This window comes from Aureispira sp. CCB-QB1 (assembly GCF_000724545.1).
GTDB lineage: Bacteria > Bacteroidota > Bacteroidia > Chitinophagales > Saprospiraceae > Aureispira.
Genome location: NZ_JHBV01000008.1, coordinates 38,948 through 62,028, shown reverse-complemented (window position 1 = coordinate 62,028; position 23,081 = coordinate 38,948). Strand labels below are relative to the sequence as shown.

The 23,081-nt window shown below is 35.6% G+C and carries 18 protein-coding genes; 14 read left to right on the top strand and 4 right to left on the bottom strand.

Annotated elements, in window-relative coordinates; genetic code table 11:
- Nucleotides 1-115: 115 nt before the first annotated feature.
- Nucleotides 116-1,918, bottom strand: coding sequence for a hypothetical protein (locus CG11_RS03350; protein WP_052593127.1), 1,803 nt, complete (start codon nt 1,916-1,918; stop codon nt 116-118).
- Nucleotides 1,919-2,112: 194 nt separating this feature from the next.
- On the opposite strand from CG11_RS03350, the gene CG11_RS03345 reads away from it, so the two are divergent.
- From CG11_RS03345 to CG11_RS03320, 5 genes are all read left to right on the top strand, one after another.
- A complete protein-coding gene (locus CG11_RS03345; protein ID WP_052593125.1) occupies nt 2,113-2,649 on the top strand; it encodes a M20 family metallopeptidase in 537 nt (178 codons plus the stop codon).
- Between the two features lie 565 nt (nt 2,650-3,214).
- Nucleotides 3,215-4,189: a ribonucleotide-diphosphate reductase subunit beta gene (locus CG11_RS03335; protein ID WP_052593121.1), complete on the top strand. Its 975-nt coding sequence runs from the start codon at nt 3,215-3,217 to the stop codon at nt 4,187-4,189.
- A gap of 317 nt (nt 4,190-4,506) precedes the next feature.
- Complete coding sequence (locus tag CG11_RS03330; protein WP_052593398.1) at nt 4,507-6,876, top strand: ribonucleoside-diphosphate reductase subunit alpha; 2,370 nt, start codon at nt 4,507-4,509, stop codon at nt 6,874-6,876.
- Nucleotides 6,877-7,056: 180 nt separating this feature from the next.
- On the top strand, nt 7,057-7,794 hold the full coding sequence (locus tag CG11_RS03325) for a protein phosphatase 2C domain-containing protein (protein ID WP_052593119.1): 738 nt from the start codon (nt 7,057-7,059) through the stop codon (nt 7,792-7,794).
- A 118-nt stretch (nt 7,795-7,912) separates the two neighbouring features.
- Nucleotides 7,913-8,854, top strand: coding sequence for a peptidase (locus CG11_RS03320; RefSeq protein ID WP_052593117.1), 942 nt, complete (start codon nt 7,913-7,915; stop codon nt 8,852-8,854).
- A 53-nt stretch (nt 8,855-8,907) separates the two neighbouring features.
- On the opposite strand, the gene CG11_RS03315 is transcribed toward CG11_RS03320, so the two are convergent.
- On the bottom strand, nt 8,908-10,332 hold the full coding sequence (locus tag CG11_RS03315; protein WP_052593115.1) for a hypothetical protein: 1,425 nt from the start codon (nt 10,330-10,332) through the stop codon (nt 8,908-8,910).
- 316 nt (nt 10,333-10,648) lie between these two features.
- Between CG11_RS03315 and CG11_RS03310 the strand changes: the two genes are divergently transcribed.
- The 9 genes from CG11_RS03310 to CG11_RS03270 all read left to right on the top strand — a co-directional run bounded on the left by CG11_RS03310 (nt 10,649) and on the right by CG11_RS03270 (nt 21,980).
- The gene (locus tag CG11_RS03310; protein ID WP_052593113.1) at nt 10,649-12,592 is read left to right on the top strand and encodes a tetratricopeptide repeat protein; all 1,944 of its coding nucleotides are present in this window, start codon (nt 10,649-10,651) and stop codon (nt 12,590-12,592) included.
- Between the two features lie 78 nt (nt 12,593-12,670).
- Nucleotides 12,671-13,321, top strand: coding sequence for a response regulator transcription factor (locus tag CG11_RS03305; RefSeq protein WP_052593111.1), 651 nt, complete (start codon nt 12,671-12,673; stop codon nt 13,319-13,321).
- Between the two features lie 60 nt (nt 13,322-13,381).
- Nucleotides 13,382-13,978 (top strand): macro domain-containing protein, encoded by a 597-nt coding sequence (locus CG11_RS03300; RefSeq protein WP_052593109.1) that lies wholly within the window; start codon nt 13,382-13,384, stop codon nt 13,976-13,978.
- Between the two features lie 285 nt (nt 13,979-14,263).
- Nucleotides 14,264-14,998 carry a hypothetical protein gene (locus CG11_RS03295; RefSeq protein ID WP_052593107.1) on the top strand — a complete coding sequence of 245 codons (735 nt, stop codon included), beginning with the start codon at nt 14,264-14,266 and terminating at the stop codon, nt 14,996-14,998.
- A 259-nt stretch (nt 14,999-15,257) separates the two neighbouring features.
- Nucleotides 15,258-16,901: a WD40 repeat domain-containing protein gene (locus CG11_RS03290; RefSeq protein ID WP_052593105.1), complete on the top strand. Its 1,644-nt coding sequence runs from the start codon at nt 15,258-15,260 to the stop codon at nt 16,899-16,901.
- 358 nt (nt 16,902-17,259) lie between these two features.
- Nucleotides 17,260-17,883, top strand: a complete 624-nt coding sequence (locus CG11_RS03285; RefSeq protein WP_052593103.1) for a viroplasmin family protein — start codon at nt 17,260-17,262, stop codon at nt 17,881-17,883.
- A gap of 379 nt (nt 17,884-18,262) precedes the next feature.
- A complete protein-coding gene (locus CG11_RS03280; RefSeq protein ID WP_052593101.1) occupies nt 18,263-18,946 on the top strand; it encodes a TetR/AcrR family transcriptional regulator in 684 nt (227 codons plus the stop codon).
- A 44-nt stretch (nt 18,947-18,990) separates the two neighbouring features.
- A complete protein-coding gene (locus CG11_RS03275; protein WP_052593099.1) occupies nt 18,991-19,926 on the top strand; it encodes a hypothetical protein in 936 nt (311 codons plus the stop codon).
- 593 nt (nt 19,927-20,519) lie between these two features.
- Nucleotides 20,520-21,980 (top strand): hypothetical protein, encoded by a 1,461-nt coding sequence (locus CG11_RS03270; RefSeq protein ID WP_052593097.1) that lies wholly within the window; start codon nt 20,520-20,522, stop codon nt 21,978-21,980.
- A gap of 59 nt (nt 21,981-22,039) precedes the next feature.
- Here CG11_RS03270 and CG11_RS03265 read toward each other — a convergent pair whose 3' ends face one another.
- Nucleotides 22,040-22,318, bottom strand: a complete 279-nt coding sequence (locus CG11_RS03265) for a DUF1294 domain-containing protein (protein WP_052593095.1) — start codon at nt 22,316-22,318, stop codon at nt 22,040-22,042.
- Between the two features lie 69 nt (nt 22,319-22,387).
- Nucleotides 22,388-22,903 carry a ribosome maturation factor RimM gene (locus CG11_RS03260; RefSeq protein WP_052593093.1) on the bottom strand — a complete coding sequence of 172 codons (516 nt, stop codon included), beginning with the start codon at nt 22,901-22,903 and terminating at the stop codon, nt 22,388-22,390.
- Between the last annotated feature and the right edge of the window lie 178 nt (nt 22,904-23,081).

Sequence of the window (23,081 nt, the reverse complement as noted above, 5' to 3'; positions counted from 1 at the left end):
TCAGTTGCCCGTTAGCTACACTGTCACTACGTCTATTGAAATTAGATTAAACCACTTGCTACACTCAAACAAACACTTAGCCCGTTCGAGTGTAGCAAGTATTCTTTCTTTGAAATTAAAACAACTCCTTGGGAACAATCTCCATCTTACGCATTAGAAATGTTGCATTCTTATTTTTGGCAATGCCTCTATTTAGTTTGTAATCAAAACTCAATTCATCATTTTCAATAATACTTTCGAAACAAAGATTTTCGACTTGATCCGGTAAATCGTCTTGCATATTTCCTAATTCTAGATCATGTGTAGCAACCATCGCTAAGCAATTAAAGTCTAAAAAGTGTTGCACTAACAATTGAGAACCAAGCAATTTATCTTCAGAGTTCGTTCCTTTCAATATTTCATCTAAAATAATAAATGTAGGCTTCCCTTCTTTTAAGGATTGAATTATATACTGCAAACGCAACAATTCCGCTTGAAAATAAGAAGTCTGCTGGCTGATAGAATCCTGCACCCGCATAGATGTCATAATATCCATTATAGAACACTTAAATGAAGTTGCACAAACGGGTGCACCACATTTTGCTAACAACAAATTTATCGCTACACAACGTAAAAAAGTACTCTTGCCCGCCATGTTTGATCCTGTCACGACAAAAACTTTGTGTTGGCTTCCTAGTTTTGTATCATTACACACCCGTTCTTGCACAGAAATTAAAGGATGCCCTAAGGCTTCTGCATGCACATACAACTTGTCAGATTTTTCTAACTGAGGAAAATTTAATTCAGGATTATTATAATTAAAAGTAGCTAGACTAATCAATCCGTCCAACTCCGCTACACTATCCAACCACTTTGTCAAAAATTGTTTGTGTTTTTTCTTCCAAGCTTCTAAAGCAAACAAGCAATGCACATCGTACAAAATAAGTAGATTTAGCCCTAAACCTACAAATATATTTAACCGTTGATCGAAATAATCCACAATCTTAGTCAATCGACCAAAACCAGACTGTGCGGCTTTAGCCGTTTCTTTAATTTCATTCAATATCGCAGCATCTCCAAAATCTTCTTGATTTGCTAAGTCTAACAAGGAAACATACATTCTTAAAATTTCTTGGCGCTTCCCTATTTCTGTGTGTTCTTTTCCTACATATTTGCTTTTTACGCCTAATAAGGCAAAGTTCAACGTCCCCATTACCACCAATGGAAGGTGATTAAAAGTTATGATAAAATAAACCAATGCGACAATAGACAACAAAGGCAAGATAATACGAGCAATTCTCCAAGGAATTGATTCTAAAAAAGCAACAGGAGCTTCCGCCCAAGCTTGCAAGTAAGCAATGTCATCCAAAGTATCTTCTGTAATTCTACCATTTGCCATAAAAGCTTGGCGAAAATCAACCTTAGGACTCAACACCTTCACTGCTTCTTGCTGTGTATAAATGGTTTTGGGGTTTTCAAAAGGTTGTTTAAATAAATTTGCCAGCCGTTCTTTTCCTTTTGCGGTTGAAGTTCGATTGACAAAAGCAAATAATCCTGCCGAACCAAACAAATCTAAATCTGAACAATAATCGTGTCTAGGATCATCAAATTCACCTCCTCCTTCAAACTGCGGTCGATTGGTTTCTAATGCCTTAAGCTCTTTCTCATTAATAACAACCAACTCATCAATCCTTCTTTTTTCATCAAAATGACGTTGATGCAAACGAATGAAAAATATAAAAACAGGCAGCACTCCCAAGAATCCCCACCACCAATACATCGTTTCAAACTCTGAACTAAAAAATTGGACCAAACAATACACCATCAAAACAAACAAAGCAACTCGAATATTTCCAATTTGGAACATCTTACTTGCTTTCCCTTTTTGCTGTTTCAAGAAATCATTTAAACGTTCTTGATATATTTTTTCTAAATTCATTTTTATTTATTATCCTAATAATATCTAATATTACTCCGTTGAAAATCGTATTAGTTTGGTTAAGTATGAAATCACAATCAGTTGATACTTGCTCCAAATTTACCCTAATGTATAGTTGTATAGCAGTTTCCCCTATTACTATAACAAACTATTGTGCATGCATTCAATTTTAAAAATCCTCAATATCTCAAAACATGCTTATACCTACAAATATTCTTACAGAAACTGTACAAACTCGTCGACACATTCACCAATATCCAGAACTTGGCTCAGAGGTTTATCAAACAGTTGCATTAGTTCGACAAGAATTACTTGCGTTGGGCTTAGAAGTTCATTCCAATATAGGTAAAAATGGTTTATATGCCGATTTAAATGTTCCTAATGCAGGAAAAAGAATTGCATTGAGAGCAGATATGGATGCCCTTCCAATTCAAGAATTAGGAGATAAAAGCTATCAATCTACCATCAAAGGTATTGCACACATGTGTGGGCACGATGCTCATACAGCCATGCTTTTGGGCGCTGCTAAATTAATTGTTCAATACAAAGATCGACTTCAACATAATATCCGCTTTATTTTTCAACCCGACGAAGAAAACATTCCTGGCGGAGCAATTCCCATGATTGAAGATGGCGTTCTAGAAGGTGTTGATGCTATTTATGGTCAACATGTTTGGCCAACCTTAGAGACAGGAAAAATAGGATTGTGTACTATCGCCATGCAAAGCTAAGCTATTTTTGTTGCGCTTGTTCAATTTTTCCAATCATTACTGGTTAGATTTGCTAGCCGCTTATTTTCCCTATTTTTATTCTTATCCCAAAGACTGTTATCCTTCTTTTGGGGGTATAAAATTCCCCTTTCAAAAAAGTTATCCACATTTTACAACAATACTATTTTCTTTTACAAAAAAAAGTTTCAAAAAATTAATGAATATTTTTGTTTTTACACCCTTTTTTTAGTATGAAACTTTTTAGATCTTTTAGTATGAAAATGGCAAAAAACATAGCGAAATCAAGGTACTAAGTTAGTTATTCACAAAATATCTGTTGATAAGTGTTTTTTGAGCATATCATTTGAAGAATATTTTTATTTAAGTTTTAAATAATTGATAATCAAACCAATAAACTCTTAACATTAAAATAACAACAAAAGCCAATTTGGGCGATTGGAATAAAAACTATAAATTTGATAAGCACAAAAATTAACCCGGACAAGTACCTGTTAAATATTCCTTTTTAACTTATTCACGAGATCATTTCACAGAGACTTATCCACAACAAATTGTTTTAAATCAAATGAATAATAAAGAATTAATTCTTACAGAGAGTGACGATCGTTTTGTTTTGTTTCCAATTCAACATGATGCAGTATGGGAAATGCGAAAAAAAGCCTTGGCTTGTTTTTGGACTACAGACGAAATTGATCTAGAAGCAGACATCGTTGATTGGAATGAAAAGCTAAATGACAATGAGCGCCATTTCATTAAACATGTCTTAGCATTTTTTGCAGCTAGTGATGGCATTGTTAATGAGAATTTAGTTTTAAATTTCTACAAGGACGTGCAAATTGCGGAAGCGCGTTCTTTCTACTCTACCCAGATACAGATTGAAGATATACACGCAGAAACGTATAGCCTTTTAATAGATACCTACATCAGAGATACCGAAGAAAAAAATGGTCTATTCAAAGCCATGAACACCCTTCCTTGTGTTCAGAAAAAAGCTAAATGGGCTTTAAAATGGATTGATGAAGCACCATCTTTTGCTCATCGCTTGATTGCTTTTGCTGCGGTAGAAGGTATTTTCTTTTCAGGTAGCTTCTGTGCTATTTACTGGCTTAAAAAACGTGGTCTAATGCCTGGTTTGACGTTCTCTAATGAGCTTATCAGTAGAGACGAAGGGATGCACTGTGATTTTGCTTGCTTGTTGTACTCTATGTTAGAAAACAAACTAGACAAAAGAGAACTTCAAGATATTATTACTGAAGCGGTTGAATTTGAAAAAGAATTTGTAACCGATGCGCTTCCTGTTTCTTTAATTGGAATGAACTCAGGTTTGATGAACGAATACATCGAATTTGTAGCAGATCGCTTGTTGGTTTCCTTGGGCAACGATAAGGTTTATGGCACGGCAAATCCTTTCTCTTGGATGGACTTAATTTCCTTGCAAGGAAAAACCAATTTCTTCGAAAAACGTGTGGGCGATTATCAAAAAGCTGGCGTAATGGCAGATCGTGAAAAGCAAACGTTCTCTCTAGACGAAGATTTTTAGCAAAATGAATTGGTAAGAAATCATTGTTTTAAACGCTATCTATTTTTTCTTACACAACTTCTCATAGTCTGCCAACTGACTTCACGTAAGCACTAGTTTGTTGGGCAGGCTATAATTATAACAAAAAGAAACAGATCAACTTGTTAAGTGGCTATTGAAGCAGCTGAAAGCTTTCTTTAGAATAGTCACTCGTCCAATCTTTGCCCTATACCAAAGGTTTGATTATTGGGCGTCCCAAAGTATTACTAGTATTCACTACTAGATTGTTCCACCAAAATACATGCGTGAAGAAGCGCATGGACATCAAAACAAAAAAAATGCAAGTACTAAAAAGAAATGGAAAAAAAGAAGATGTCTCTTTTGATAAAATCAAAAAACGCATTGAGTATCTATGCAACGGTCTTGACCTTCGTTATGTAGATTCTATTGAAATTTGCAAAAAGGTTATCCAAGGTTTATACGATGGTGTTAGTACAACTATCTTAGATAATTTGGCTTCTGAGACTGCTGCTACTATGGCTACTCAACATCCTGATTACGCAATTTTGGCAGCCCGTATATCGGTTTCTAACTTACACAAAAACTCTAACAATTCTTTCTCTAAAACAATGAAAGCATTGCACGAGTATATTGATCCTAAAACAGGAGAAAATGCCCAGTTAATATCCAATGAAACATTTGATATTATTTGGAAAAACCGCAAAGTGTTTGATACGGCTATCAAACATGAGAATGATTATGAATTTGACTACTTTGGTTTTAAAACCTTGGAGCGCTCTTATTTGTTGCGCATGGATGGTAAAATCGTAGAACGTCCTCAATATATGTTGATGCGTGCTGCCATTGGCATTCATGGACAGGATATTGTTTCTGCAATCCAAACCTATAGTTTGATGTCCGAAAAGTGGTTTATCCATGCTACCCCAACTTTGTTTAATGCTGGAACTCCAAAACCTCAATTGTCTTCTTGCTTTTTGTTGAGTGCTACCGAGGATTCCATTTCTGGTATTTTTGAAACCCTAACACGTTGTGCCAAGATTTCTCAGTCTGCCGGTGGAATTGGATTGAGCATTCACAATGTTCGTGCACAAGGTAGTTATATTAAAGGAACAGGGGGTACTTCCAATGGTATTGTTCCTATGTTGAGAGTATATAATGATACGGCTCGTTATGTTGACCAAGGAGGTGGGAAGCGGAAAGGTGCTTTTGCGGTTTATCTAGAACCTTGGCATGCTGACATTTTTGATTTCTTAGATCTTAAAAAGAATCACGGTAAAGAAGAAAAACGTGCTAGAGATTTATTCTATGCTATGTGGATTTCTGATTTATTCATGCAACGTGTAGAAGAGGATGTAGAATGGACGTTGATGTGTCCTAATGAATGTCCTGACTTGTACAATACGTATGGTGAAGAATTCGAAAAATTATATCAAAAATACGAAGCAGAAGGAAAAGGAAGAAAAACAATCAAAGCGCGTGAATTGTGGACCAAAATTCTTGAGTCTCAAATTGAGACTGGAACGCCTTACATGTTGTACAAGGATCACGCTAACTCAAAGTCAAACCAAAAGAATTTAGGTGTTATTCGTTCTAGTAATCTTTGTACTGAGATTATGGAATATACCTCTAAAGACGAAGTGGCTGTTTGTAACTTAGCTTCTATCTCTTTACCTAAATTTGTGATTAATGGTAAGTTCGATTTTGACAAACTATACGAAATTACTAGAATAGTTACTCGCAACTTGAACAAGGTTATCGACATTAACTATTATCCTGTACAAGAAGCCTACAATTCTAACATGCGCCACCGTCCAATTGGTATTGGTGTGCAAGGTTTGGCAGATGCCTTGATTTTAATGCGCTATCCATTTGATAGTACAGAAGGAAAAATGCTTAATAGAGCTATTTTTGAAACGATGTACTATGCTGCCGTAACAGAATCTGCTGAACTAGCAAAAGAAGAAGGTCCTTACCAATCTTATGAAGGCTCTCCTATTAGTCAAGGAATTTTGCAATTTGATATGTGGGATCAAACTCCTTCCTCAAAATGGGATTGGGATAAACTTCGCGCTAACATCAAAAAATATGGTGTTCGCAACAGTTTATTATTGGCTCCAATGCCAACAGCCTCAACATCTCAGATCTTAGGTAACAATGAATGTTTTGAACCCTATACTTCTAATATCTACACTCGCAGAACACTTTCGGGTGAGTATATTATTGTTAACAAGCATCTGCTGAAAGATTTGATTGAGCTGGGCTTATGGACAGAAGAAATCAAAGAGCAATTGATGGCTGCTAACGGATCTATCCAAAATATCAAAGAAATTCCAGACGATATCAAAGCGCTCTACAAAACAGCGTATGAAATTAAGCAACGTCATATTATTGACATGTCGGCAGATAGAGGGGCATTTATTTGTCAATCGCAAAGCTTGAATTTATTTGTAGAAAATCCAACATTTGCTAAATTAACATCTATGCATTTCTATGCATGGAAAAAAGGATTAAAAACAGGCATGTATTACCTAAGAAGTAAGGCAGCTGTTGATCCTATCAAATTTACATTATCAGCTAAACACCAACAAAAATTTGTTAAGGCGGAAACAGTTGATCCTGCCAATACGGATGAAGGTATTTCTTGTAGCCTAGATAATCCTGACGATTGTCTAATGTGTGGTTCTTAATAAAATGTCTTTTGTTTTGATAGCAAACAAGAATTAAAACGTACCATATAAAGGCGAGCAACTCCTTAGGGTTGTTCGCTTTTTTTGTTAGTAGCGAGTTATCAAATTTAGCAATTGCCTCAAAATTCTTGGAATAAGAAATCTTTTTTGTTCTATGACAAAAAAGAATTACTTTAGAGCATGCAAGTATACTCAACATTACAATTAGGCGAATTTCATCCTGTTTTTTGTGAAGATTTTTTATACTCAAAACAAATTCATCAAGACTGGTTAGTTGCTGGAGTCATGGATGGATGTTCTTCTGGCAAAGACAGTCATTTTGCGGCGACTCTATTTGGCAAAATATTAAAAAAAATCCTACAAGAATTTCCTTATCTAGCACTTAAGAACGCCAAATTGGAATTGGAACAGCTTTCAATACAGCAACTATCTCATCAAGTACTTTGTCAATTTTTTTCGCTCATTCAAACTGAAAAAAATAATCTTTTTTTGGAAATAGAAGAACTAGTCGCTACTTGTCTTATCTTAGTTTATCATTACCCAACTCAAAAGGCTTTGATAACCGTCAGTGGAGATGGCGTTGTAGCCATCAACGATCAAATTATAGTGATAGAACAAAATGACAAACCTGATTATTTAGCTTATCACTTACATAAAACATTTGATCAGTGGCTGACCAATCATACCACTCAATATAGCTTTGAGCAAGTAACTAACCTAGCCATTTCAACAGATGGTATTCTGAGTTTTGCGAAAAACAATACGGAAACAGTCTACGAAATTGACCCTATTAGGTATTTAATGCTTGATACAGATTTCAGTCAACAAGACAATATGCTTGACCGAAAATGTCTTTATCTAGAACAAGAGTATGGATTAAAACCTAATGACGATGTAGCAATTATTCGGCTATTTTAAATCCAATAAGGCTTTCGGAGGGCTCAAAACTCTAAAAATGATAAAGGCTTGGGAACTTTCTAGAGCAATTCTTCTTTTAAGAAGACGTAAAAAATCATATTAACATCATTTTATTTTCATGTTTCAAGCAACTCTAAAAAACCAGATCAACGAAGACATATCTATTTTAGTGCAACTAGATAACCACTCTTGGAATTACCTTTGTGAATGTGGTGATGCTAGCAATTGGACTGTTAAAGAAGTTCAAAATATCAATGCCGTTTTTATTAGCCACACACACATTGATCATTTTGTAAATTTTGATATGGTCATTCGACATCAAATTGGAATTCAGCGCAAAGTTGTTATTTGTGGTCCTAAGGATATTACACAGCAAGTTCAAGCCAAATTAAAAAGCTATACTTGGAATTTAATTGAGTTGGGGGCGGTTGTATATGAAATTCGAGAGCTAATTTCTGAAAATGAAATTAAGGTATTTGAATTGGAACCACCCGTTTGGGAATTAGTAGAAAAAAATCCTCTCTATAGCAATATTATTTTCCAAGAAAAAAATTTTACTGTCACTGGCATTTTACTCGACCACAAAATTCCAACTTTAGCTTATTTGTTCAAAGAAATAGATACCGTCAAAATCGACATTCAAGCCAGTGGGTTTCGTGGTGGCAAATGGGTTCGAGAACTAAAAGAAGCCTTTGAACAAAAGCAAGCAGAAAGAATAATTATTATTGAAGACCATCAATATCAGGCCAAAGACTTATTTCATTTGTTGCATCTACAAAAGGGTGATTCATTGGGAATTATTATGGATCATGCTGCTCATCCAGAAAATCACAGGAAAATTACAAGTCATTTTTCCGACTGCCGCCAAGTTTTTATAGAATGTTTTTACAAAAATGAAGATAAAGCTTTTGCCGAAACAAACTACCACAGTTATGCTGCTATGTCAGGAAAAGTAATGCGAGAAGCAAATGTTTTGCAGCCTGTTCCCGTTCATTTTTCTAGAAAATATGGTCCAGAAGATATCGAGCTATTGATACAAGAATTTAAAGCTGCGTTGTAATATAGTACAACATTAGCTCGTTGGCAATTAACAAGCTAATGTTGTAAATTGTTTTAATATTCAAATTCCATATTGGGTTTGGGAAAACCAAAGAGGTGCTTTTCTCGAATGTATTTGGCTACTTTTTGAGAAACAAATTTTGTCCATCCTTTCTCGTTCTCTCGCAACATTCTCAAAGCTTTGATGGAGTATATTTGCAATAAATCTTCATTATAACTTTCGATATCAACGACATGCCTATTTTCTACAATATGCTTGTACAAATATCGAATCCCATCAGGAATAGGTAAATTGCGGCACGTCATCAATTCGCTTCCTCCCTCGTTGTAAGCAGGATAAACATAAACCCGAACATTGCGTGTAAAAATTTCTCCATAAGAAGTAATCAACCGACCGTCTTTATTTCGATAATATTTGCTATTCACAATATCTAACAAGCCCTTTGCACTAATGACAATACCCAACTTGGCCACTCTATAATCTGCCAAGTAATTAATCAAACGCTTGTATTCGTTACAGTTTGTAATCATCACACATTTTCCCAGATGATTGAGCAAAGAAGCCCGATCTAAAAAATCCTGTTCCTCTACTTTCCCTGTATCCCGACACAAATCTTTTAACGTAATTTCAGCCAGTATGCTAGTTCCCCTTGTTGACAAATCTGCCTCTGCACTAAATTGTTTTGTAGCCGACTCAAACCGATCTAACGTCCTCAAAGTAGCAGGTCTGAAACTACCTCGAACAACCAAAGCATTGTGCTTATACATAAATTCTGAAGGATGAACAGGCACGCCTTTATTATTAAACATAGCCACATCCGTCATTTTTTGCTTGACCAGCTCCAAAGTAACCAAGCGATTGTCTATGTCTATAAATTGCGGTCCTGTCAACCTCAACATATCTATTTTGACTCGGTTTTGGATTCCCTCTAACAAAGAAGCCATTAATTTGGTATAATCTCCATAATAGTAATAAGACCCATATATCAAATTAACGCCCAGCATTCCCACTGCTTGTTGTTGCAAAGCAATATCATTATCCAACAATTCAATGTGCATTACAATATCATTAGGTTCTGCTTGCGGATGAAGCTGAAAGCGCAACCCAAGCCAACCTTGACCTTTGTTTGTTTTGTGATAATTAATTGTTTCTACGGTATCGGCAAACGCAAACAAACGAGACTCAGGGCGCGTGTTACTCAAACGGTCAAGCATTAAATCATATTCATGGTCTAACATTTTGTACAATCTAGATTCGCAAACATAACGCCCCGATTGCTCTGCTCCATAAATATCATCACTAACTAGCTTGTCGTAAGCCGAAATTGTTTTTGCAATTGTTCCTGAGGAAGCCCCTGCCTTGAAAAAATACTGCGCTACTTCTTGCCCTGCACCGATTTCTGCAAAAGAACCATAGGTGTTGCTGTCTAAGTTTATTTCAAGTGCTTTTTGACGGGTTTCAAGAATTTGTACTGCCATAAATAATGTAAAAATTTGATTGATTTGCTTAATATTTTTTAGAGTCTACTAACCTATTTTGCTTCGAAAGTAGTAAACCAACTATTAATTTTCGAATATACTAAAATAAAACCGCTTATAAAATTAGTAGTTCGTGGATTTTTTGCTTTACCCTCTCTCTCTTCAAATTACTCAATAAAGTTGATTCCTTTGAGTACTGTTACAAAACCAATATACTTCTTTGCTAATTTGATAGAATTATACGGTAGAACTTATTGTAAACGAGACAATATTACCTATCTTAGTTCTCTTATTTCTAATTTAGATTAACACGCTCATGCCATCCAAATTTTCCCTTGTCCTACTTCTATTTTGGACCATATACGCACAAGCTCAAAATAATACTGACAGCCTTGTTCAAGCCTTGCCCAGTATGCCTAATGATAGCAATAAAGTAATTGCTTATCAAACAATTGCACAACAATATTTAACGACTCATTTGGACTCTTCTGTTGTTTACGCTAAGCAGGGACTTCAGTTGGCAAAAAAACTAGGTCTTTATCAAGGAATTATCCGTTGTTTAAATGTAACAGGCAATTACTACGAACGTAAAACAGATTATCCTACCGCTTTAGATTATTATAACGAAGCACTAGAAATTTGTGAACAACACGACTACACAGCAGGTTTTGCTATTGTACTCAACAATATTGCGATTATCCATACCAGAACAGGAGCACACGAAAAGGCATTAGCACTTTATTTTGAAGCATTAAAAGCAGAAGAACAAACCAACAACCCTAAAGGAATTGCTCAAGCATATAACAATATTGGGATTGTTTATTATTATCAAAAAAACATAGATAAAACATTAGAATATTTTGAAAAAGCAATCGCCATTGAAGAACGTCTAGGAGATATTGAAATTTTAACCAAAGGTTATAACAATATTGGAGCATTGTACAACTACCAAAAGAAGTACCAAAAGGCTCTAAGTTACTATAAAAAATCCTATACGCTTAGCCAAAAATTAAAGGATAAACAGGAAATGTCTATTAATCTTAACAATATAGCTGTCGCCCATCATAGTTTAAGGAATTTGGACTCTGCGGTTATTTATCTCAATCAATCGATACAATTGCGAGAAGAATTAGGAGACAACAGAGGGGCAGCTTACTCTTACCATAATTTTGCGGCTGTTAGTAAAGATCAAGGCAAACCCAAAGAAGCAGAAAGGTTTTACTTAAAAAGCTTGGCTTTGTCAAAAGAGAAAAGCTTGAGAGAAATTGAAATGGAAACCTATAAAAGCTTAGCCCAATTATGGAGCGAACAGCAGCAATTCCAAAAGGCAAATGAGTATCTTAATTTGCATATTAATGCCAAAGATTCCATGATTAATGAGCAAAGCACCCAAGCTATTGCTGAAGCTGAATCAAAATACCAAGCCGAAAAAAAGGAAAAAGAAATTTTATTGCAACAAGCACAAATTGATCAACAAGCCTTAGAGATTAACCAAAAAAATATCCAGCTGCTTTCCTTGGGGAGTATGGCTGTTATTTTGATCTTGATTGGAGTTTTAATTTTTAACTATTTGAGACAACGCAATCTACAGCTTCAAAAGGAACATCAACTGAAAGAGGCCATGGGAAAAATAGAAACTCAGAAAAAATTAGCCCAACAACGGTATCAAATTTCTAGAGATTTGCACGACAATATTGGAGCTCAATTAACTTTTATTATTTCCTCTATTGACAACCTAAAGTATGCCTTTCAATTAGAAAATTCATTGAACAAAAAGCTTAAAAAAATTACAACCTTTACCTCAAATACCATTCAAGATTTGCGAGATACCATTTGGGCAATGAACAAAGATGCCATTAGCTTCTATGATTTAAAACAACGCATTAATACTTTCCTAGTCGCTGCTAAGGATGCCACGCAGCATATTGATTTTCGTTTTATCATCAACGATCAACTGCCTGTTAACGGCACTTTGTCTTCGGTTGAAGGAATGAATATTTATAGAATCATCCAAGAGGCCTTGAACAATGCCTTAAAATATGCCGAAGCAGATCAAATAGAAATTAGTATTAATAAAACAAACGGTACGCTCTATTTTAAAATTTGTGATAATGGCAAAGGTTTTGACGTAGCTAATGCCACCTTAAGCAATGGTTTACACAATATGCGCAAACGTGCCCAAGAAATGGGCGCTGATTTAGAAATAAACTCTCAACTGAACGTAGGAACTTTTGTCACTCTAAAACACGTTGTGCATTAAGAAACGGCTTCTTATCTCATTTTGTTAACAGAGCCCCAAGAAGCCGCGTAATTTGTTTTTAACCGATAATTATTGACGATGCCCATTCAAATTGCTATCGCAGAAGATAATATCTTCTTGTTACAAAATATTAAAGAAAAATTATCTTTTTTTGATGACTTACAAGTAGTTACCATTGCTACCAATGGCAAAGAATTAATGGAAAAATTGGAGGGCAACTTTCACTTGGATTTGATTTTAATGGATATTGAAATGCCTATTATGAATGGCATTGAAGCAACGGCTAATGTCAAAAAGAAATACCCACAAATTAAGATTGTTATGTTAACGGTTTTAGACGATTATGATAGTATTTTTAAAGCCATACAGGCAGGTGCCAACGGCTATTTGTTAAAAGAAATCAATGCTTCTGATTTGCACAAAAGTATCTTGGAAACCATAGATGGAGGTGCTGCAATGACACCAGTTATTGCTCAAAAAGCTTTGCAACTATTGCGAAACCCCAATCTAAAAAAAGCTAATTTTAATCAAGAAGAGATCAAACTAACCAAGCGAGAAGTTGAAATTTTAGAACAGCTCAGTCATGGTCTTTCTAATACAAAAATTGCTACTAATTTAAATCGTTCTCCCAAAACCGTTCGCAATCACATTGAACGAATCTACAAAAAGCTACAAGTGCATTCTAAACTTGAAGCGGTTCAAAAAGCTAGAAATAATTTTATTATTTAAGATTGCTGTAGAATTATAAATAACCATATAAAAAGATTTCTATAAACTTTAAAAATACTCATGAATTATCTATTTGTTGATAAAAATCCACTTATGATTGAGGCTTGGAAAATAGCCTTTGATTCGTTTAAAAATGTTCAAATACTTGAAGGAGATATTACAACTATAAAATGCGATGCACTAGTAAGCCCTGCAAATTCCTTTGGCTTCATGGACGGAGGAGTTGACTACGCTATTTCAGTCCGTTTAGGGTGGGATTTTCATCGTAGACTTCAAAAGGAAATCCAAGCATTACCTGAAGGAGAACTATTAGTAGGCAAATCCCTTACCTTAAAAACAGGAGATGCTCACATTCCTTATTTGATATCTGCTCCAACAATGCGAGTGCCCATGAGTTTTAATATTGCTACCTCTGTCAATGCGTATTTGGCGATGAAAGCTGCTTTGATTGCAGCTAAGAACCATCCATCCATTAATTCTATTGGTATTCCTGGTTTTTGCACAGGCGTAGGAAGAATGTCTCCTAGTGTTTCTGCCAACCAGATGCTACAAGCCTTTTGTGAAATTGAATTAGGTCAAAAAACAACTATTAATAATTTTGTCGATGCTCAAAAAGCTCATTTCAAAATTAATCCCCAAGGCAAAATATACGATTAGATACAAGGCTACTTGTGCCCAATAATCTCCACAAGTTTTAAAAAATTCGTTTGTAAATATCAAAATGGGGCAAATGCCCTATTTTTTGGTTGTGCATCTTGCTATATCTTTGTAATAACAAATACCAATTACATATTCTTTTAAATAGTTGCTTTTTACAATAGTTAGTTGCGCTGCTACTTCGTGGTCGTTAAAACCACGACACAGTAGCAACGAACCGAGCTATGCGAGCTCACACAAAGCTACCACATAAAGCATGCTATTTACAACCAAAAATTACCTAAAATGAAGAACGTATTTTTTTTCTTGGCAATCAGTGTTCTATTTATCGCCTGTATCAAAGATCCTTTTGCCCCTACTACCAACAACAACAATGGTACACCTGCTACTCCAAATGCTTGTCCTAACGCTGATGGAGCATTGTGGGCTGTAAAATCAGTCACCAAACAACAATCTGTTCCAAATGTTCCAGCCTTTGAAATTACAGTTGGAACAGGCGTTGGTTTTTTCACTTCCAACGGGCTTTCTGCTGCTACTCCCACTCGTGTTTCTATCGGTGACATCAAAGTCAACGGTACCAAAATGGACTATCAAGGAGAAACCTATCTTGCAACAGCAAGTGCCTCCCAAGCAACAGGTATTGACTGGTCTAATGGCGTTTCATGGGAGGCAACTGGAGATAATGGCTATCCAGCCTTTACTCACACGCCAACCAATAACTTTCCTACTGTTACCGAAATTACTAGTGGCGATGTCGTTACCAAATCTTCTGGCTATACACTAACTTGTAACACTGTATCGGGTGCCGATTCTGTTCTATTTTTAGTTGGTGGAGTACACAAGACAATGGGACCTAACGCTACTTCTTGTACATTCACAGCAAACGAGTTGAGCACCTTAGACAATGGAACCAATCTAGTTCAAATCGTTCCTTACACTTATAGTTCGGCTGTTTTTGGAGGCAAAACCATCTGTTTTGGCAAAGAAATGGTACAACAACTTTCTGTTACTGTTCAGTAATTTTCTAACCTCAGTACTCTCTCCCTAGCCCCATTTGTTCGCTTAACCCTTGTAGTATAACAACCCCAACTTGTTTATTCAAGTGGTTGAAGCTGATCAAAATTTACATGCCATTGTTGTTTTATGTATTTGGTAGCACAACAATGTGCAATAACAGATTCACTCTTATTTAGGGTGAATCTTTTTTATTGTAACGTTTTGAGTAATCTCTCGTAAAAAGAAGTTTTAATCTTTATACAATTCTTTCCAATTAAATGATATGCCTAATTTAGAAAAAGAACTTGCTAAGACAATTGATGATTTAATTCAACAATCTTATCATGTGTTTGACAAAGAAAATACGACCCCAAGTTTGCAGTTATTAGAAAAAGCTTGGGACTTACTCCCACTCCCCAAAGAAAACTGGCAAGAGAGTTATTATATCGCTCAAAATATCATTCATGCGTACCTCCAAGGTAAAAATATAGAGCAAGCCATAGCCTATTTACCAACCTTCATGCGTTGCGACCAACAAAATAGAAATTATGGCGAGAGCGAATTCTTAGCTGGTAAACTTGCCTTTGATCGTGGTCAAAAAATAGAGGCTTTGGATTATTTTATAATTGCGGGACACAAAGGAGGCAAACGTATTTTTAATGGTGTAGAAAATAAAAAATATAAGGATTTTTACACCAATCATCCTTCTACAGCTGCAAAAATTAAAGCTTATAAAGTCTCCTTAAAGCCGAAACAAACAACTCTTGGCATAACAAACTTAGAGCCAACAGCATATCCTATTTTTAGACAATTAGAACAAACAAACACAGAAAAGATTTGTCGGATTGCTTATAAAGATAAAAGTGTCTGGGTGGAAATTGGAAAGCCGCCAAAGACAAAAATTACAATCAAAACATTTTCTACACCAGCAGAAGCGATTCTGCACTGGAAAAAGAAAGAAGTAGAGTGGCTAAAAAAAGGGTATATTTATAGAAACCCCAATGCTATGGCGGGCATGGCTACCATGCATCGTTTTATTGGAACAGGGTATACTGGGGCACTTTCTTTTGAACCTAGTACAAATGGGATTTACGTTTCCAAAGTTGGTTGGAACAACAAAACTCCAAAAGAATTGATTAAGGACACACTTATTTTGATAGACAGATCTGGCGTTATTAAAGAAGAAATAGATTTGCCAGCTGCGCTTCCTTGGGATATTTGTTACAATGCCTTGCATCATTCCTTGTTTATCTATTTAGACAAACGTATTTATCAATACAATATCCATCAACAAACATTTACGCCATTAAGTGCCGCCAAAGATTGGGAACACAAGCAACTTTCAACGGCTGCTAATTGTCTTGCGTTTAGCACTAAACAACAACTTTTATTGACCAACAATATTTCAAATCTCCATCAGAAAAAATTTGACTTAACCATCCCCAGAAGCAATCCTTCTTTTGCCTTAACTCTTTCTTCTGATGCTCAATTATTAGCCATTCAACGCCGACAAAAAACGCTAGATATCATAGATTGTAATTCCTTACAAACAATTATAACCCTAGACGTCAGCACTAAATCCATCGGTCAAATGGCTTTTACAAAAGATAACAAAATGGTAGTGTTCATTGACATGGAAGGCTACTGGAACGTTCGCTTCTTTAGTTTGGAAACACAACAAGAACTGTTTTTTAAAGACATCCAAATTCCACCATATGAATATGCGTTTTATTTTGCCTTCAATTCAGACAATTCAAAATTAGCCATTACTTATAGAAATACAGTCAAAATTTTTGATTTTCAAACCCAACAGTTTTTGCACGAGTTTCAGTTTGAACATTCGATCAAAAAAGCCTCTATTAAGTTTGTTGGTGACTTACTTGGCGTTCGTACTGATTATGGCTTTTTTAGCCTTTATAGAGTTTAGTCATGTTCAATATTTCAACAATTGGCGGCAAGATTAGGCAAATCGAAAGATTATTTTTTATCGTTGCTTAGAATAGTAGTTAGCATTGTTACTCCCTACGGTCGTGAGCTCGCATAGCTCGGTTCGCTGCTACTTCGTGGTCGTTCGCTTTGTTACTCCCTTTGGTCGTGAGCTCGCTATGCTCGGTTCGCTCATGACCTTGGACTTTTGTGCTATATTGTTAGAACTTTTTCACTGCATTTTCTTTTCCACTAAAAATAAATACCTTTGTCTGTTGTTACTTCACTCATCGTAGTAATGTAACTATGATCCCAAATCCCGATTTTTAATCCTTAAGCAAGTTTACAGATAAAATCATATGGCAAAAAAGAACAAATTTTATGTAGTATGGGAAGGGCATGAAACTGGAATTTTTAAGACTTGGAAAGAATGCCAAAAACACATCAAAGGTTATGCAGGTGCCAAGTACAAATCTTTTGGCAGTTTAAGAGAAGCGGAAGATGCTTTTGCGGGCAGTTACTTTGACGCAATCACTCCTAGTAAAAAGAAAACAATTGACCCTAGTTTGGCAGGAACGCCAATTTGGAAAAGTATTGCCGTTGATGCTGCTTGTAGTGGCAATCCTGGATTGATGGAATATCAAGGTGTTGATACAAGTACTGGCAAACGATTATTCCACGTAGGACCTCTGCAACAGGGAACCAATAATATTGGAGAATTTTTAGCTTTGGTCCATGGGCTTGCCTTCCTAAAACAACACAATAGCAATCTACCGATTTACACCGATTCAAAAATTGCTATGGGATGGATTAAAGCAAAAAAATGCCGCACCAAAGTTGCCAAAACCAAAGCCAATGTTAAAATTTTTGATTTGATTACTCGTGGCGAAAATTGGTTAAAAAACAATAGTTTTGAAACAGAAATTTTAAAGTGGGAAACCAAAGCTTGGGGGGAAATTCCTGCCGATTTTGGTCGAAAATAAGTCCTTCGATTTAGAATTCCGCTAAAGAAAAAAAATTAGAGAAATTTTGAATTCTAAACTAGCTGGTACCAAGCACTGCTTTTCACTTCTTTTTTATTATATTTGAACTTTATTGCCTAAACCAAATTTATAATTTTTATAGCAACCATTACCTTTACTTTCCCTGATGATTTTTTTAAGCATCAACATCTTAGATCGCTTTGCTCTAAATCGTGGATTTCATCCTCCATCATCAAGCAAGTTTAGTAATGCTCGTTGCCTTTTCGATATACAGATACAAGTAATCGTTCAGAAAAATTACCATGTCCTTCTTTGAGGGATAATTTTTGTGACCTTTTATTTGTAAACCGCTAGTTAAAAGAAAGTTGATAGAAGATTTATGATTGCAATACAAATCCAACTAAATGCCAACTTATACCTTAGAGACCCTCAAGAAACAAAGTTAGGCAAAAGAATTATTGAGCATAGCATTATCTTAATTGATAAACTGGGATTTGAGAAATTTACGTTTAAAAAACTAGCTACTCAAATAGAATCTACAGAAGCCTCCATTTATAGATACTTTAAGAACAAACACAAACTCTTAATTTATTTGGTTTCTTGGTATTGGGAATGGATGAAATACCAAATTGACTTTAATACAATGAACATCGAAGATGTTGATAAACGTTTAAAAATAGCTTTGTCTGTTTTGGTTGAATCCTCTCGCAAAAACCCTGCAATTAGTTATGTCGATGAAAATCTATTGCATAATATTGTGGTAGCTGAATCTAGTAAGGCTTACCACACCAAACTTGTGGACAAAGAGAATAAAGAGGGATATTTTACCAATTACAAAGTGCTGTGTGAGAGTATTTCTAAAATTATTTTAGAGAAAAGTCCTTCTTATCCTTATCCCAAAGCCTTGGCTTCTACTCTAATTGAAATGGCAAATAATAATATTTATTTTGCACAACACTTGCCTGCTCTTACTGATATTAAAATTCCTGATAACGGAGAGTTAGAAGAAGTTCAGCGTTTGTTAGAGCATTTTGCCTTTGCATCTATTGCCGCTGCCGTTTAGATGATCCCTTGCCCTATTTATTGTTGATACAAATAGTAGCTGTTATGAAAATAATATTCATTATTCTTTCTTTCTTGATCTCTTGGGAGACGCTGAACGCTCAAAGTGAAGCCATACGAGTGGCATGGAACCAAGCTAAAGAACTTTGTAATGCCCAAGAATATACCCAAGCCAAACCTTACTTATTAAATGTTTATAAAGAAATGCCTCGCCCCTTGTGTTGCTACTGGTTGGCAATGGCTTATGACCTTGAGGAACAACCAGACTCTGCTATTTTTTATTACAAAACGTGTATCCAAAACAGTCCTAAAAAGCCTCAATTAGCTGCTTGGGATAATCTGATTCGCATACAATTGCGTCAATTAGATTTCGCTGCCGCTTATGCCACTGCTTGGGATGCGTTACAAAAATATCCTGGCAATAAAACATTGATAGAGGAATTTAAAGAAGTCTGCAAATGGTCTTATTTTATTAATCATTTAGATTTTCCCAAAAACTATCTAAGTAGCACTGTTGCCCACAAAGAATATGAGGTTAAAACAATTACAGAACAAGAATTGATTGTTAAAAATATTCGTGATGATAAAGGTCAATTCCTTCATGTTGGCAATCGACAGTACAAAGGGACTTATGAGATATGGAAATGCAGTTATAACAGCTCTAAAACACCTGTAGAAATTAAATTTAATTTAGCAGATCACGATATTGATAGACAGCTCGAATCCCAAGCTGCCACAGCAAAAGCTGCTTTTAATGATACCAACAACTCTCTTGATATCCGTCTTGGAGCTTTACTCACATTGCTTCCTCTTTCAGACAAACAGGTACTTGATTTGCTCGCCAATGACCAAGAGGCTATTCGACTTTGTACTTGCACCGAAGTAAAATCTACTAGCTCTAAAAAAGTAAAACGTAGTTGTTTATCCGACAAATCAGAGTTGGTTAGAACTACTTGTGAGCAGCTAGATGCTTTTAAATAAAGTTCTTGTTTATTGCTCTAATAAGTAATCGTTCAGAAAAAACTATATAAAAAACAACCTTCTTTTTGCGCTACTCTTCATCGAAACATCTTGCTTTAGCCCGCTACCACGCAGTAGCACCGCAGGTAAATCTGCACTTTTTCTCTTTGACTAGCACTAAAAATAAGTCTATTTTTTTAGCTATATTTTTTTCTGCCCACTTACTTAAATAAAAATACATTATATCCTTCATAGCCTTGCCTCACTAGAGACAGGGCTTTTTTATTTCTGACACACTCCGTAAAAATACCTACTTTTCCCAAACAAGTATTTTTCTCCTACCACATCTCAAATATAAAACAGACCTTCACTGTTCTAACATACTGATAATTAATCGATTAAAAATCGATAACACTTAAAACATAAAACACTAATTATCAACTAAATACAAATAAACTTTCTTCGTTTTTTGCTAAGAGAAGTAAAAAATCAACCAACTACTAATAATAGTATAGTATATTTTTATCATTTTAACAATACATATATCACTTATTAACAATTAGATACCTAAAATCCAACCACCTATTCTTCAACCAAACCAACAACCAACTACTATGAACAACATCACAATTAAAATCGGAAGCGCACTATTTTTTCTATTTGTAGCATTAGCCGCTTGCAACGAAACTCCAGAAAAACCCAATAAGGAAACTCCTCCTCCTAAACTAACATTAACTGCCAATGGCTTTGCACCTGTTCCAATGCCAGCAACACTAAGCACAGGTGAGCCATTTCCGACAGATTCTACTACTGTCAACGGTTGGGTTTTAAAATCTGAAGTTGATGGCAATAATTTAGAAACTAATGAAAGTATTATCCAACACGGTTGGGGACTGTGGCAAGCTTTAACAGAAATAACCTCCGAAATGCACGATAATCAACCATTAAGGCGTTTTGAAACTTGGTACACTCCAGAAGACATTATCAATGCGTATAACTTAAAAAATAAAAATTCGGATGCGCAATTAATCCATGTAAAACGCAATAGAGGTAAACTGACGCATTTCAACCAATTTACACATGGAAGCAACAAAATGGACCCTTCAGATGCTAGTGTGCTTGGTTTTGTAAAATACGATCCCGCAGCCGCAGAACATCTTTACGAAAAGAAGCTGTTTTATAAATCTGTTTTAGAAAGTTATAAAAAAGAAGGTGAGCTGGCTGCTATTCCAGAATTTCCGTTGGGTGGCATTGCCTTAAAACCAGTGTTCTCTACCCTAGATACGATTAATCCTGCTACTGGGAACTATGTTTTGCAAGTCTGGCCCGGTGAAGGTGGTAACAATGAACGCTCTTGGGGACCCTCTGATTGGGGAAACACAGTAGAAGTTACGATCGATGGTCAAACGGATGTTGCCAATCGTATCTATTCGATCAATGACTTTATTCATTTTAGAATAGACTCTACACAAGCTGCTGAAATTAAAAACAATCCTCAATTGCCTGGTGAAAACCCTCAAAAAGGGAACTATGCTATTTTAGTTGGTATGCATGTGACTTCTAAAGAAAACGTTCGTTGGACTTGGCAAACTTTCTGGTGGTCTGAAAATGCAGATCAACCACAGACACCAAGTTCTCCTTTGATTGCAGGGCTTAGAACTAATGCGGGATTAGATGCCGCAGCAAATCATTACGCAATGGCTGTTGCTTATAATATGGTGCAAAAAGCACAGCCAGACACAGGGGGTTCCAATCAAGATGTAACTTCTGTTTATGCTTACAACCCTTATTTAGAAGCTGGTTTTTCTAGTAGCCAATTTACACATGGTAATCAAGTCATCTCAGATACCTATGGTCCAGATTATGCCAAAATTCAAGGTAATTTAAACAACTGGGGTATGCAAACCAACTGCATGAGCTGTCATATACAGGCTACCGTACAAGGTGGTGCGGGCTATGTTGCCGATCAATATGTTGATATGCAAGCTCCTTACTTTAAAAGCACCGTCACCTTAGATTTTGCTTGGAGTATTGAAGGTAATATGATTGACGACCAAGGAAATCCTATTCAATAGAATAGGTGATTTTTACTCTAGGCGATATAACCAACTATAACGTTATATCGCCTAATTTTTTATTGCCATACAAACCAATAGAAATACAATAGTATTAATTGAATGGTAACAATACCATAAATAGGCAATTTAAACGCCCATTTTTGCGTTTTATGCCTCCAAACCTGCATGCCTAACAATACCCCTAGACTTCCTCCAACCGCAGCAGCAATAAAGAAGTGTTTTTCAGAAGTTCGCCATTCTTTTTGATTTGCTTTTTGTTTGTCCCACCCCATTCTTACAAAAGAATACAAAGAGGAGGTTCCAATCCAAATTAAACTCAAGGTAAATAGCGTCATTTGTTTTTAGTCATTTCAATCATTAGCAATATAAAATTTCACATATAGAAATTAAAAACCATTCTGTTCTTAAATATCTAACAACCCTTCTGGTAAATCCATGATGACAACTTTCTCACTTTTATCAACAGAGATAATCCAAGCTGCTCTCAGAGGGACTAAAATTTCTTTTTCACCATCGTGCACAGTTGCCATTTCTTGCTGAGGATACTCATCGACATATTTTATAACTCCAGCTTTCCCAATAGCTTCTAAGTGCAACTCATAGCCTTCTAAATAGCCAAATTCTAATCCTGTGTCATTGATTTCTTCTTCTGTCAAAGAAATATCGTCTCGACGCAAATATAACGGCTGACTAGTGAATAGGCTTGCCGCTTCTTTGGTATCAATATCTTCAAACTTAAAAATCAGGGTTCCTTTCCCTCTCAAATACTCAATAAAATAAGGTGTTTTTTCGCCCTTAATTTCAACAAAAAATGCCTCTACATCTGCCACATCATTCCAAAAACGCTCATCAATATCTCCTTTGATTTCACCGTTTAAACCATGTGGTTTTCTAAAACGTCCAATTTCAACGTAATCCATTTTCGCTCTAATAATTTTATAAAACCTTTCTATTTTATTTTTGTTATAATTATGCTTACAAAGATTAAAAATACTTGCGTATCTTTGTATAGTGTCTTGTTTATTTTTTAATAAAAATACTGATTTTCCAATTTATCAAGGCGAAAAAAACGAGCATACTCGTAGGGCTTTGAGTCTT